The sequence below is a fragment of the Corynebacterium sp. Marseille-Q4381 genome (assembly GCF_036881695.1).
GTDB lineage: Bacteria > Actinomycetota > Actinomycetes > Mycobacteriales > Mycobacteriaceae > Corynebacterium.
In genome coordinates this window covers 121,847-134,893 of the sequence record NZ_JBAJNR010000007.1, presented here as the reverse complement: position 1 = coordinate 134,893, position 13,047 = coordinate 121,847, and the positions used below count along the sequence as shown (strand labels likewise).

Annotated in this window: 11 protein-coding genes; 3 read left to right on the top strand and 8 right to left on the bottom strand. The window is 62.8% G+C overall.

Going from position 1 to position 13,047, the window contains the following annotated elements:
• Positions 1-7: 7 nt before the first annotated feature.
• Genes V6D40_RS07740 through V6D40_RS07730 form a run of 3 tightly spaced genes read right to left on the bottom strand, consistent with a single transcriptional unit; the run spans position 8 to position 2,456 of the window.
• Complete coding sequence (locus V6D40_RS07740; RefSeq protein ID WP_334289781.1) at positions 8-286, bottom strand: hypothetical protein; 279 nt, start codon at positions 284-286, stop codon at positions 8-10.
• On the bottom strand, positions 286-2,220 hold the full coding sequence (feoB, locus tag V6D40_RS07735; protein WP_334289780.1) for a ferrous iron transport protein B: 1,935 nt from the start codon (positions 2,218-2,220) through the stop codon (positions 286-288). Before feoB ends, V6D40_RS07740 begins: the two co-directional genes overlap by 1 nt.
• Positions 2,220-2,456 carry a ferrous iron transport protein A gene (locus V6D40_RS07730; protein ID WP_334289779.1) on the bottom strand — a complete coding sequence of 79 codons (237 nt, stop codon included), beginning with the start codon at positions 2,454-2,456 and terminating at the stop codon, positions 2,220-2,222. The genes feoB and V6D40_RS07730 overlap by 1 nt, the downstream gene beginning before the upstream one ends.
• Before the next feature lie 61 nt (positions 2,457-2,517).
• Between V6D40_RS07730 and V6D40_RS07725 the strand changes: the two genes are divergently transcribed.
• Complete coding sequence (locus V6D40_RS07725) at positions 2,518-3,444, top strand: 1,4-dihydroxy-2-naphthoyl-CoA synthase (protein ID WP_334289778.1); 927 nt, start codon at positions 2,518-2,520, stop codon at positions 3,442-3,444.
• A 122-nt stretch (positions 3,445-3,566) separates the two neighbouring features.
• Positions 3,567-4,001 (top strand): hypothetical protein, encoded by a 435-nt coding sequence (locus V6D40_RS07720; RefSeq protein WP_334289777.1) that lies wholly within the window; start codon positions 3,567-3,569, stop codon positions 3,999-4,001.
• Between the two features lie 41 nt (positions 4,002-4,042).
• Here V6D40_RS07720 and V6D40_RS07715 read toward each other — a convergent pair whose 3' ends face one another.
• Together V6D40_RS07715 and V6D40_RS07710 are read right to left on the bottom strand one after the other, a co-directional pair.
• The gene (locus V6D40_RS07715; protein WP_334289776.1) at positions 4,043-4,261 is read right to left on the bottom strand and encodes a hypothetical protein; all 219 of its coding nucleotides are present in this window, start codon (positions 4,259-4,261) and stop codon (positions 4,043-4,045) included.
• Positions 4,251-4,634 (bottom strand): hypothetical protein, encoded by a 384-nt coding sequence (locus V6D40_RS07710; protein ID WP_334289775.1) that lies wholly within the window; start codon positions 4,632-4,634, stop codon positions 4,251-4,253. Before V6D40_RS07710 ends, V6D40_RS07715 begins: the two co-directional genes overlap by 11 nt.
• A 146-nt stretch (positions 4,635-4,780) precedes the next feature.
• Between V6D40_RS07710 and menE the strand changes: the two genes are divergently transcribed.
• Positions 4,781-5,920: an o-succinylbenzoate--CoA ligase gene (menE, locus tag V6D40_RS07705; RefSeq protein ID WP_334289774.1), complete on the top strand. Its 1,140-nt coding sequence runs from the start codon at positions 4,781-4,783 to the stop codon at positions 5,918-5,920.
• 374 nt (positions 5,921-6,294) lie between these two features.
• On the opposite strand, the gene V6D40_RS07700 is transcribed toward menE, so the two are convergent.
• From V6D40_RS07700 to V6D40_RS07690, 3 genes are all read right to left on the bottom strand, one after another.
• The gene (locus tag V6D40_RS07700) at positions 6,295-6,597 is read right to left on the bottom strand and encodes a hypothetical protein (protein ID WP_334289773.1); all 303 of its coding nucleotides are present in this window, start codon (positions 6,595-6,597) and stop codon (positions 6,295-6,297) included.
• A 150-nt stretch (positions 6,598-6,747) separates the two neighbouring features.
• Entirely contained in the window at positions 6,748-10,104 is a 3,357-nt protein-coding gene (locus V6D40_RS07695; RefSeq protein WP_334289772.1) for a DUF499 domain-containing protein, read from the bottom strand.
• Positions 10,105-10,221: 117 nt separating this feature from the next.
• Positions 10,222-12,951, bottom strand: coding sequence for a DUF1156 domain-containing protein (locus V6D40_RS07690; RefSeq protein WP_334289771.1), 2,730 nt, complete (start codon positions 12,949-12,951; stop codon positions 10,222-10,224).
• Positions 12,952-13,047 lie beyond the last annotated feature (96 nt).

Genomic DNA, 13,047 nt, shown 5'->3' with positions numbered 1-13,047 from the left:
CGCTTGGTTAACTAGGTCGCTTCGTCAGCACAAGCGCGACCGGGCCCTTGACCTTCGGCCGGTCGGCGCACGTCATGCCGCCGTTGGCCGCGGCGGCGATGCAGGACCCGCAGTTGCCGCCGGCGCAGGACGAGCCGAGCTCTTCCAGGCTGAGATGGCCGGTGCGCTCGAGGTGGTGGATGACGGCGTCGACGGTCGAATCGGTCAACCCGGTCTCGCGGCGGATGTCGGCGCGGGAGCGGGCACCTTTATCAATGGCGGCGACGACCGCTTGCATGGGGCGCATCAGAAAAACACCTGCAGGATCTGGAACGTGGCCACGGCCAGCGTCCACGCGAGCGCAAGCTGGCCGACGAGGCCGAACACCGTCCACTTCCACCCGATCTCCCGGCGCTGCGCGGCGAGCGTGGCCACGCACGGGGTGTACGCCATGAGGAAGATCATGTAGGCCCACACCGCGGCGATCATGTGCCCGCCGGAAGCCTGGTCAAAGTCGGCGCGCACGGCCGCCGCCAGATCGGACTGGCCCCGCTCAGCCGGGTCCAGATCAGACGGATCCTCCAGCGCGTAGGTCTGCGCCCACGTGGAGATCACCGCCTCCTTGGCTAGGAACCCGGTCACCAAAGGCCCGGTGAGCGACCACGAGCCGAAGCCAGCCGGTTCGAAGACCGGGGCCACCGCACCGGAGGCCACCCCGTAGACGGAGTCCGCGGGTGGCAGGTCCTCGTCGCCCCAGCTGTAGCCGCCGACCGCGGGCGTGGACTGCAGCGCCCAGATCACCACCACCGTGGCCACGATGATGCCGCCGGCGGTGTGAAGGAAGCCTTTGAGCCGCGACCACATCACCGACAGCGTCAGGCGCGCGGTGGGCAGCTGGTAGGTGGGCAAGTCGATCACGAGAGGGTCCGAGCCCATGGTGCGCCACAGTGTCGAGCGAAGCAGCAGCCCGGCGAGCACGACCAGCGCGATCGAAATCACGTACATCGCAAACACAACCAGCCCCGCATGGTCCGGGAAGAACGTCTGCGCGAGCATGACGTAGACCGTCAGACGCGCCGAGCACGAGGTGAACGGCACGAGCAGCGCCGTCAGCCGCCGCTGCTCCGGAGTCGCCAGCACGCGGGTGGCGGAGATCGCCGGAACGTTGCAACCGAAACCCACGATCAGCGGGATAAACGCCTTACCCGGCAGCCCGATCGTGTGCATGAGGCGGTCCGCCACAACGGCAGCGCGCGCCATGTACCCGGAATCCTCGAGCACCGCCAGGCACAGAAACATCAGCGCCATCAGCGGCACAAACGTCAGCACCATGCCCACGCCGCCGATCACCCCGTTGACAATCAACCCCTCCACAAACGGGTAGCCCAAGCCGATACGCTCCAGCCCGGCGCGCGCCCAGTCCGACAGGGGGCCGGTAAAAAACGCGTCGAGCCCGTCCTGCAGGGGCGCTGCGACGGTGGTCGTGATCTGGAAAACCAGAAACATCGCGAAAAGGAAGATGATCGGCCCGGCCACCGGGTGCAGCACGACCTTGTCCACGCGCTCGGTCAGCGTGTCGCGGTGCTCATCGCGCACGGTCGCCGCAGCCACGGCCGCATCAATCCACTCGAAGCGCTCATCTGCCTGCTCGAACTCGTCGCCGGCTACAGGGGTTCTCGCCGCTGCGGCAGGAAGGAGCAATTGCTTAGCGACGACCCCCGCCACCCCACTCACATCCCTCCTCCGAGGATCCAACGTCACCACCGGCAAGCCCAGCTCCCGCTCGAGCACCACCGGGTCCACCTCGAGCCCCTGCTTCGCCGCCACGTCGCTCTTGGTCAGCACCACCACAACGCGGTAAGGGTGCTCCGCAAGCTGTGCGACCAGGTAGAGGCCGCGCGCCAGGTTGGAGGTGTCCACGGCGGCAAGCACGAGGTCGGGGCGGTCGGTGCCGGTAGCGCTGTCGAACAGCAGCTCCCTGGTCAGCGCTTCGTCGGGGCTGGCCGGGTCGAGCGAGTACGCGCCGGGGAAATCGAGAATGTTGTACGTCGCACCCTGCGGGCGCCACACACCGCGCGAGACCTCCACCGTGGTCCCGGGGTAGTTGCCCATCGTCGCGCTCGCACCGGTCAGGGCGTTGAAGAGCGTGGACTTGCCGGCGTTCGGCGCGCCGACCAGCGCGATTGTCGGGGTGCCGACCGGGGCATATTCGGCAACTGGGGCGCCGTGGCAGTCAGCCATTACGCGGCCTTACCGGCCGGGGCGATCGTGATCAACCGCAAGGCGGCTGCGCCGAGTGCGTAGTGGGAGCCGCCAACCTTCACCACGCGGCCGCCGCCGGCGGTTTTCTGCATGACAGTGACGTTCGCCCCGGCGCGCAAACCCAGCTCGCGGAGGCGACGAGCCGTGGGGCAGCCCACGTGGGTGATGGTGGCTTGGTGGCCGACGGGGACGTCGATAAGCACATGCTCCTGCATGCACCTGATAATAAAGCAAGGCTGTCCTAACTTGGAAGGGGTGGTGAGTACGATTACCCCCATGCAGTACAGCACCGAGAATCCCTTCGACCCGAGCCAGTGGCGCGCGGTTGAGGGTTTCGATTTCACGGACATCACCTACCACCGCCACGTGGGCACGACGCGAGCGGACGGCATCGTGCGCATCGCGTTCGACCGCCCAGAGGTGCGCAACGCGTTTCGCCCCCACACGGTCGACGAGCTCTACCGCGCGCTCGACCACGCCCGCCAAGACCCGACCGTGGGCACCGTGCTGCTCACCGGCAACGGGCCGAGCGAAAAGGACGGCGGCTGGGCGTTTTGTTCCGGCGGCGACCAGCGCATCCGCGGCCGCTCCGGGTACCAGTACGGCAGCGACTCTGGCGAGATCGACACCGCGCGCGTGAAGGCCGAGGGCGGGCGCTTGCACATCCTGGAGGTGCAGCGCCTGATCCGCACGATGCCCAAGGTGGTCATCGCGGTGGTCAACGGCTGGGCCGCCGGCGGCGGGCACTCGCTACACGTCGTGTGCGACTTGACGATCGCCTCGCGCGAAGAGGCCCGTTTCAAGCAGACCGACGCCGACGTGGGTTCCTTCGACGCGGGCTACGGCTCGGCATACTTGGCGAAGATGGTCGGGCAGAAGTTCGCCCGCGAGATTTTCTTCCTCGGCCGCACGTACACGGCCGAAGAGATGCAGCGCATGGGTGCGGTGAACATCGTCGCCCCGCACGCCGAGTTGGAGGCGGAGGCGATCCAGGCCGCGCGCGAAATCAACACCAAGTCCCCCACCGCGCAGCGCATGCTGAAGTTTGCGTTCAACCTGACCGATGACGGGCTCATGGGCCAACAGGTCTTCGCCGGTGAGGCGACCCGCCTGGCCTACATGACCGACGAGGCGGTGGAAGGCCGCGACTCCTTCCTGGAGAAGCGCCCTCCGAACTGGGAGGAGTTTCCGTACTACTACTAGGTGGGTCTAGTACGGAATCAAAACCCAGCCGCCGGGCCACGGGATCCGCCATACTTCTTTCAAGACCGTACGGAGGATCAATCGTGGCCCTGTCGCACCCCCAGCGTAGAAAACCGAAGCCGGTGGCAAACGTCCGCAAAGACGGGCGCGTTGAGTGCCCGGTCTGCAAAGTGTGGGTTCGCGCCGATCTGGACAAGAACATGGTGCACGAGCACGGCCACGACTCCGACGGGAGAATGTGCAGCGGCAGCTTCGTGCAGTTCGCGCGGAAATACCCGCGCCCGCCGGGCAAGGAAAAACAGGAACGCGTCGCCGAGATTATCGCCCGCCATCAAGTCGCCGATGCCGAAACACTGTGCGCGAAGCGGGCGCGTCGCGACGCCAAACTCACCCAATCGCAGCGAACCGACTTACGCAGGCAGGCCGAGGAAGCCGTGGATTCCAAGATGGAGCTTCAGCGATCGTTAGACCTAGCCAAGATCAACACGTATGACCCCGACTTCCACAGCCGCACCGTCAGCGGCGGTTTGCCGGGCTTAGGAAAGCGCGGCTCCTGACGTCTTCTGCGGATCTGCCTGTGGACCCGTTCACAGATGGCCTAGCCCCGCGGGTTCTCGATAACCACGGGCGCGACCTGAAAACCCGGTGTTCCGTAATCAGCAACCCACTGGAGAAACGGCGTAACTTTCTCGCCCGGACGCTTGCCCTCGTTGATCTGCTTAATAATGAGGTTCGCCGCCGCGATCTCGCCAACATGCGGCGGGCGCGCCAAGCGAACGCCCTCGAGGGTCGTGTTCTCTTTGTAGCTAAACCGCATCACTGTCCCGCCTTTCTCGTTCCTCTGCTACCCCACTGAATAGTTTCTGCATTGCAACATCGGCGATTCTGTTCACCATCTTAACCTGCTCAGGTTCTAGAAACGGCTGCCCATCGAGCTCATCCAGCACCGCTATCCCGACGGCTACCTGGAATGAGTCAGATGAGGCACACAGCTCCGTCGCCCACCGTAAATCCTGGTGCCACTCTTTCACTTTGTCCTGCAGCCGTGAGTTCAACACCGTGTGCGACACACCTGCCCAAGCGATAAGCGCCGCACCTAACGGCCCGATCAACTTCGCGGAGAAATCCAGGACCGGTGCTGTCATGTTTGGTGGGCCGAGCGCTAACACCACCGCGTAAGCAAGCGCCACGGCCGACGCCAACCCCGTAAACAACCACGCAACAGCTCCGGAATTCCTCATACCGATTTAGACCCAGCAAACCCGCCCATGGTTCCACACCTCCAGCAACAGCTTGCTCTGTTAGGAGACCTCACAGGTTGCTACCCTTATCCCCCGTGTCACACCTCCTCGAATTGACCCCCGTCGACCCGGCTAACCCCCTGGCTATCATGCCCGCGCTCGAGGAGGCGCTCACCGGCAGCCGCACGCTTCTACCGGTGCCAGCTGATGACCCGGCGCGCACCAACGTGCTGCGCAACACCCTGAAGCCCGGCGCGCCTGTTGACGACGACATCGCACTAGTCGTGTCCACCTCCGGTTCCACCGGCACACCCAAAGGCGCGATGCTCACCCCTGCAAACCTGATCTCCAGCGCCGACGCTACCCACCAAGCGCTCGGCGGCGAGGGCCAGTGGCTGCTAGCTATGCCCGCCGCCTACATCGCGGGGATCCAAGTGCTGGTGCGCAGCATGGTTGCCGGCGTGGAACCCGCATTTGTCGACCTCTCACACGGCTTCAACGTGGCCGAATTCGCCGCCCGCGCCCACGAGCTGGCCCGCACCGGTGAGCGCACCTACACCGCACTGACCCCGATGCAGCTGGCCAAGGCCACCTCCACACTGCAAGGCATCGACGCGCTGCGAACCTTCAGCGCGGTCCTCATTGGTGGCGCCGCCACCAACCCGCGCCTGCTCGAATCGGCGGCGAAGCTGCGCATCAACGTGGTCACCACCTACGGCTCCTCCGAAACCTCCGGCGGCTGCGTCTACAATGGCCGCCCGATCGCCGGCGCCCGTGTGAAAATCGTCGGTGGCCGCATCCACCTCGGCGGTCCCATGGTCGCCCGCGGCTACCATCTGCTCGACTCCCCCGACCTCAAGGACGGCTGGTTCCGCACCTCAGACGCCGGTTCGCTGGAGGGTGGCGTGCTCACTGTCCTCGGCCGCACCGACAACGTCATCTCCTCCGGCGGCCTCAAACTCCACCCCGAGGTGTTGGAAAAGGAGCTCTTGCTTATCGACGGCGTCACCGCCGCCACCGTCATCAGCAAAGACGACGACCGCCTGGGTCAACGCATCTGCGCCGCCTACACCGGCTCCGCGTCAGTGCCCGACGTCCTAGACGCGCTGGCAGATGCGGAGGACGCGGGCCGCATCGCGCACTGGCAGATACCGAAAGAACTCAAGGTGGTCGCGGCGCTGCCGCAACTCGGGCCGGGCAAGGTGGACCGCGCAGCCGTCAAAGAGTTGTTTTAGGGTGACGGCCATGAAAGACCCCGCCGATGCCCGAAAGTCAGCCGCGGAAGTGCTCGACTCGATTACAAGTGACCTACCTGATGGGTGGGCTGACAAGTTAGACGAGCCCGCAGAGCTCCCTCTAGACCCAATCCCAGATTGGGATAATTGATGCGCTCACGCCCTAGTCGTTCGGGTTCTCAATTACCAGGGGCGCGACCTGAAAGCCCGGCGAGCCGTAGTCAGCCACCCATCGCAGAAACGGCGTGATCTCTTCGCCCGGGCGCTTCCCTTCCTTGATCTGCTTAATGAGGCGCAGTCCGTCTAAAGACTGGATTTCCTTGTAGCTTCACCATATCTTCGCCGCTCTAACCCGCCGCCAACTCCGACGCCCGCTAGTACGACACCCCGAGCACCTGCCCCTTCTCGCGGAGCGTAAACCCCTCGTCCTTCGACTTGCGCGCCAGCGCAAACCTTGGGGCGACAGCCTCATCCGACGCAGCTTTCACCTTCACGCCGAGGTCGTCGGCACGCAGCCGCAACCACTCAACCTCAGTGAGGAGAATGGGCACAACCTCGATCCCGTACTCGCCCGGCTGAAACCCCGATTGAAATGCGATCGCCTCCGCGACGTCATCCTCCGCACTGTCGGGCCTCCGAGTCTGCGAGACCACCCCCAGTTCGTCGCACTCCAGCACTCAAGTGCCGCTCGCACCACGCTCCGCAGTCGCAATGAACGCCTTCATCGCCAATGCCCTCTCACATTCAGGCGCTTCCGCTCGCGGCTTCTCAATTACTGCATGACGCTCACGGAAAAATCTGCGGGCAATCTAACCAGAATCCCGCCCCTAATCGTCGAACTCGTTATCACTGAAGCCGTTTGTTCGTGCATTCTCCTTCACGGTGCGCATCGTATCTTCACTAAAGCCAGTGGGAAGTTTGGCTTCGATATCGAGTGTGAGGTTCACTTCAGCACCCGACTTAATCAAGTGCTCCACGATGGTATTCCAAATGTTGCTCTGGCGCCTTCCGTATTCGCCGGCTGAGATGCGGACGCTGCCGTAGTAGCGAGTCTTTTTATCAATCTGAGGCGGGACTAGCGACGGAGGCGGCGGTGTAGGTGTCGGACTTGGGCCTCCCCCGGTGCCGGTGCCACTGCCTCCCCCAGTGCCCGGACCAGGGCCGGGGCCAGGCTCCGGCTCAGGGGCAGGCCGTTGGGAGAGCTGTTCGCGGGCGAGGTCCGCGTCGACAAGCAACGTACTGTCTGTGACGCTCACTTCGGTGTCTGCGGGGGGCATGAAAAGGCCTCGGTATGAGCCGGTTACGAGGCTCTTACCCGCAGCGACGGCGAACTCATCCTCTTGCGAGAAGAAGGTGGTTGCGGCTGCGGCTACGGCGTCGTCTAACGTTCCGCGGCTGGCAAGACGCGGCATATACGGGTACTTGAGAAAATACGTCCAAAGTGTTCCCACTGAGATCTCCTTGCGCTCCCGCCACATTTCGCCCAGCTCGCGGCGCAAGGTGCCACCGAGCATTTCGGGGGCCAAGAGCGGGATGATGACATCGCTGCGCTTGAGGCGCTCCCAGACGCGCTCCGCGAGCGAGGCGCTGCTAGAGCCCGACAACCGCTCCTGTGCAATCTCGAATCCCTGCTCGGGGTCCGGCTGCTCGGGGTACATGCACCAAATGAAGGTGTCTGCGAGACGCGACTGCACCGCGAGATCGGTCTGCCGCACACGATCGTTCGTCTGCTTGAGTTGCTGCGGCGTGAGATTGAGGGATTCGCTCGTGTCCTGCACCATCTTCCAGCCGAGGTAAGTCCTGGCTGCGGCCTCGAGTTGCTCCAATTCTGCCCTGTCAGCGGCGAGGAACACCAGCGTGTTGCGGTTGATGCGCTGGGATGCTCCCTTCATCTCCACCGCACTTCTGACCCACTCGTTAGCCTTGCCGCTGCTCCTATTGTTAGTGGAGTACCGCGGGTGCACAATCACCAAGCGAAGTTCCTCGGTTTCGGGGATGTCACCAGTCGACTCGGGCGCGACATGGACGCGTTCGAACTGGCCACGGGAGTGCTTCTGCAAGCGGGAGGTGATCTCGTTCCAAACGGTTTCCTCATCCTCCCGCAGCTGCTCCGCGTAGTCTTTCGCAGCCTTCGCAACTGATGGCTGGGTATCGAACCAGTAGTGGCCCTGTTCCTCGTAAAAGTACGTCGACCCCTGCGCAAGCAAATCGAGCGCAGTGCCGAAGTTACCAAGGGTGTCGCCCGGGATCGCGGTCCCCAGGTACACATTCTGCTTGTCCAGACCCTTGCGAGTGCTCTTCGTCCGTGGCGCCGCACCCATAAAAATTGTGCGGGCGACGCGCTGGGTGAGGTGTCGCGAGCCGAGGCTCGGCCGCTCGATGTCAATCCGCGCAGCTGTGGATCCCGGGCCGTCAATATCGCGGTGGATGATCGGCGTCCATTGCTCCTCCAGGTACTGGGTGAGGTCTGTGGAGACCGTCGTCGCATCAAGCGGGACGTTACCTGGAAGGATCATCGGCGATTGGTCGGGCGACTTCCAAAGCTCGTAAACGATCACGGACACGAGCTTGAGCACACCGCGGGTGCGCTGGAACCGCTCGAGCGTAGACCAGTCCTCGTACAACCGGTCCAGCAGTTCCGGGTGCAGCGGGTAGGACGCCTTGATGCGATTTTCATACTCTAACCCCGGCTCGGAAACCGCGCGCGGGAACTGCTGCAGGTTGTCCCGGTAGAAGTTGACGAAGCTGCGCGCCGTGGCTGCGATCGCCTTCAGGCCCTCCGCGTCGGCGGACTGGAACAGACGGCGACGAACGATCTCGAACGACTCGTCTTTCGAAGATGGCCGCCACTGATCGGCTTTGCGGCCGATGACGTTCTTCAGCGCTTCGAGTGCCTGCTGGCCGTTCTCGCCACCAACTTCGATGTTGGAGGTCTTCTCATCGCCGTGGTCGGACGCTGGGATGGAGATGACGACCATCGTGCCGGGCACCGACTGCGCTGCTTCCGTAAGGATCTGCGCGAACGTGAACTGCGTGTCAAAGGAACCTGCGGGCAGAGACTTGTCGGTAGCCAACTGACGGGCGTACGCCACCCACTCGTCGATGAGGATGATTGCTGGGCCGTACTTCAGGAACAGATCGCGTAGCCCATCCCCCGGGCTCACGCCTTTCTCGTCCGCTGCGCGGACAACCTCGTACCCCTCGCGGCCACCGAGCTGCCATGCGAGCTCGCCCCACAGGGTGTTGATCTCAGTGCCGTCATCCTTAAGCATCGCCTGAGCGGGCGAGATGTGCGTGCCAACCAGAGCAACCCGCTTCACATCGAGGGATTCCAGGTCTACCCCGGTATCGCCGATGAGCTCCTGTAGCTCCTGCGGGAACCGGGTGATCGGCGTTCCGGAGAACAAGTGGTACAGCGCGAGCATGGAGTGGGTCTTACCGCCGCCGAAGTTAGTCTGCAGGTTGACCACTGGGCTCGCGTTTTCGTCGCCAGACAGCCGCTTGAGCGCACGAGTGAGCAGGTCGCGCAAGCCCTCGGTGATGTAGGTGCGGTTGAAGAACTCAACAGGGTCCGCGTACTCTGGGCTGGTTAGCTCGCCTGTGTGCACGAGGTGGAGATCTGCGGCAAACTCCGCCGCGTTGAAATTACCGCTGAGCACGTCCTCATGCGGGCGGATCACCTCACGCCACGGCTTGAGTCCGGCAGATTGCTCAGTGAGCACCTTCAACGAGTTTACCTTGCGGCGCGTCTGATCCTCGTACACACTTCGCTGCAGCTCGGCGCGGATCCTTTGCGCGTCGTCTGCGGAGTCGTTTGCATCCACCGCACGTAAGAGACGCTCGACTGTGTCCAACGTGCGAGCCGTGTCCTCCGAGCTGACCGGCATTCTGTGAGCCCAATTGTTCCGGGCCTCAATGAGTTCGGAGACCCAACCCACCTGCATGTACGACAAGCGATCCTTGAATAGGTACCTATTGTTTACGATCGCGTAGAGCTGCGTCTGCGGATCCCCCTTATCCTGTACGCGCTCTTCTTGCCCGTTCTTCAACGCGTACTCGCGCGCCGCGCGCTTGTTCCAGTCCGTGCCGTGGGCTTCGGTCATAACCTCGTCGACAAAGTCGCCGAGACCCTCAGACAGCAACGTCATCGCGGCATCGAGCCGCTGACTATTACTTATGGCCATGGTCGCTCCAGTAGTGATCTTTGTTCTCTTTGTTCTTCACACTACTTCGCTTGTCGTCGTTCCTCCGGCCCCAGCGCACACACTTTCTAAACCCATCACATCGGCGACGGGCCAGCCTTAGAGATCGAACGTACCCTGCACCGCCTCCGGACCCTGGGCTGCCATATCGTTCGCCATCGCAACAATGTCGGGCCATGAGGTGACCAGCGCGTTGAAGTACCCAGCAGTCCTACTGTCGCTACGCTTCTCTGCCTCGTGAAAAAGGAGGAAGCCCAAGTCCTTCACCGCGTCGAGCTGCACCCGCTGCTGCACCCCGACAAGCATCCGCGCGGCACCATCCGCACCGTCGCTCTGCAACACTCCGGCCAGTCGCACCGTAGCTTCCCAGATGCTCAACGCGTCGTCAGCGAGCGCGTTCCACTCCCCCGACATCTCCTCCGGAGGGAGCAAGCGCGCCTTGCCGCCGCCTGTTTGCAGGATCCCCCCACGCTCGAGCGCACCCAGCGACGTATCCGAGGACCGCGCGAGCTGGTCAGCGAGTCCCGAGCTCTCCTTGTTCCACCCATACGAGCGGAACCACCGGCTTGCGAATCGTGTCTCCGGATCGAAGTCCGACTCTTGCTCCCCCAGCACCTCATCCAGCACCTGGTTGATCAGAATGAGCGCCTCCCGCACGCCCATGTCTGTGCCGTCGGCATCGCGCACCCGCGAGTAGCGGGAGTAAATCGCGATGCCCGGCCCGATAGCCGCCTGCGCCAAGTCCACCGGCGCGATCGATCCCTGCAGCATCGTGCGGAGTGCTTCTGGAAGTTCTTTTTTCAACGCCCGGGTGAACTCGCGGCGCGTAGTCGAAGGCGCGCCCTCGGGTCGCGGCCGGCACGCGAGGACGATGGAAGATGCTAGGGCGTTAGTGCCCACGCTAATCATCCGGCCTCCTCGCTCGCTCCGCATGGGCCACGTAGCAGTGATCTCCCAGCCAGTGTTCATTAGACCGTCAAGCAACGTATGCCAGCCCGTCGAGGAAGTTCCCGTATCGCGCGTATCTTGTTGCTTATAGGCGTAGTAAACGGTCATGGGTATCGTGACCTCGGCACCCCGTCTAATCCTTTCAAATACGGTATTAAAACCGTCGATGAAGAATTCCTCTGCTGCTGCTCTACCACCCAATCGGTGGGGGTTCGCAACAAGCTCTCTTTCCTTCGGGGTGAGGATCGTTGCAGTCAAGTCTGGATAGAAGGATTCGAGTGACTGGCGGAGCCAAACGTAAAAATAATCGGATAGATCGGAATAACCGATATTGTCGTAGTACGGAGGATCAGTCGAAATTACCGCGTTACTGTAGCTTCGCGTCCCCGCATCTGCTTGCGCGGCAAATCCGGGCGGACTCGTTGGCACTCGCTGTATGACTTCCTCAACCCAGCCAATATTGCCGTGGAAGCCCCCTGAAGATTGGGAAAAAATATTTGCTTCAGCGAAATCCCAAACCATAGGCATGGCTTGACGCCCAAACACATTTCGGATCTTCTCTGGGCCATTCTGCCAGCTGGCCAAGGTTGAAAGTCGATCACTTTGGCGACTCACTGCAAACGAAAGGTAAGTTGCCACCGCTTCAGGATAGGTATTTCGACCTTGGGTGGTGCAGTGGCTTTCAACCAAGCTTCGCACTTCCGCCACCAGTGCCGTCAGCTCGTTCATTGCCACCAACTGTCTATTCGAAAACAGGTCACTGAACTCGGTCATGCCGTACCTGTAAACGTTGATACGTCCTGGCCAGTCGAAGATCTGCCCAACAGGGAGCTCGCGCGGTCGATCGATAGCTGCTGTCTCAATATGCAGCTTGTTAGGGGAGGCATAGATGCGCCCCCGTTTATCTTGGCCAACGATCGCAATCAGATGAGTCCCGATGCGACCCGCGCGGCCTTCTTCGCGGATGTACTTGAAATCGATGGGAGTGCCGTCAGCAATCGACACTGCCCCGGTACGCTTCACTGTCCCGTCTGCATCTCCCGTCGGCCCATTCGCATCGTGGCGGACCTCGTAGCGGACCTCACCGTCGACGACCTTCGCCTCGACCCAGGCTTCCTTGCCCTTCTTCTTGCTCAGCCACCAGGAACGGACGAGCGGAACCTCGATCGGGTTTGCCGGGTTCGGGTTGCGGACGGTGCGCGCCCAGATCCAGGCGATGACGGTGTGTTCCGTGCCGCCCGGGGCCTTCACCTTTGGGTAGAGGTGGCCGATGCGCTTTTCGGCCTCGTCGCGCATCCACTCGCCGTAAAGGCGCACGTCTTCTGCAAGGCCCTCGGCGCCCTTCCACTCTGTGCGAGTTTCCGCTGCGCCAGGGAAGACCGGGGGCATGTCCTTGAACTTCGGAGGGATTTCGATGAGGGCTTTGTTGATCAGCACTGCGAGCGGGTTGAGGTCGCTGGCGTGGGCCTCGAGACCAAGTCGTTGTGCCTCGAGCGGGATGGCACCGCCGCCGGCGAACGGGTCGAGGACGGCGGGGAGCTCACCGCCATTGCTGTCGCGGATCTCCTTGCGGGCCTGTTCGAGCAGCCGTTCGTCGTTGGAGTTCTCCCACACCACCAACTCCTCGATGAGCTTGTGTAGGCGGTCACGCTCCGCGTCCTGCTCCTCAATGGTGGGGAATTTTTCGGGGTGGGCCGAAGGGTCGTCGACAAGCTGCGCAAAGAGCACTGCGCGAGCGGCGGCGAGCGGGCGGCGAGCCCAGTAGAGGTGCAACGTGGATGGGTGCCCGTGGCGGATCGATTTCTCCCGCGACGCTTCTGCGTTGATTTTCTCCAATGGGAGGGAGACTTCGATGAGCTTTTTCTTCACGGGATCGGCCATGCGGGTAACTGTACAAGGAGGACAGAGATTCGGTTCTGCCGGCGGAAGCTACCAGCAGCCATGCCAGGTTCTACATTGATAACCTCAGTGAGCTTA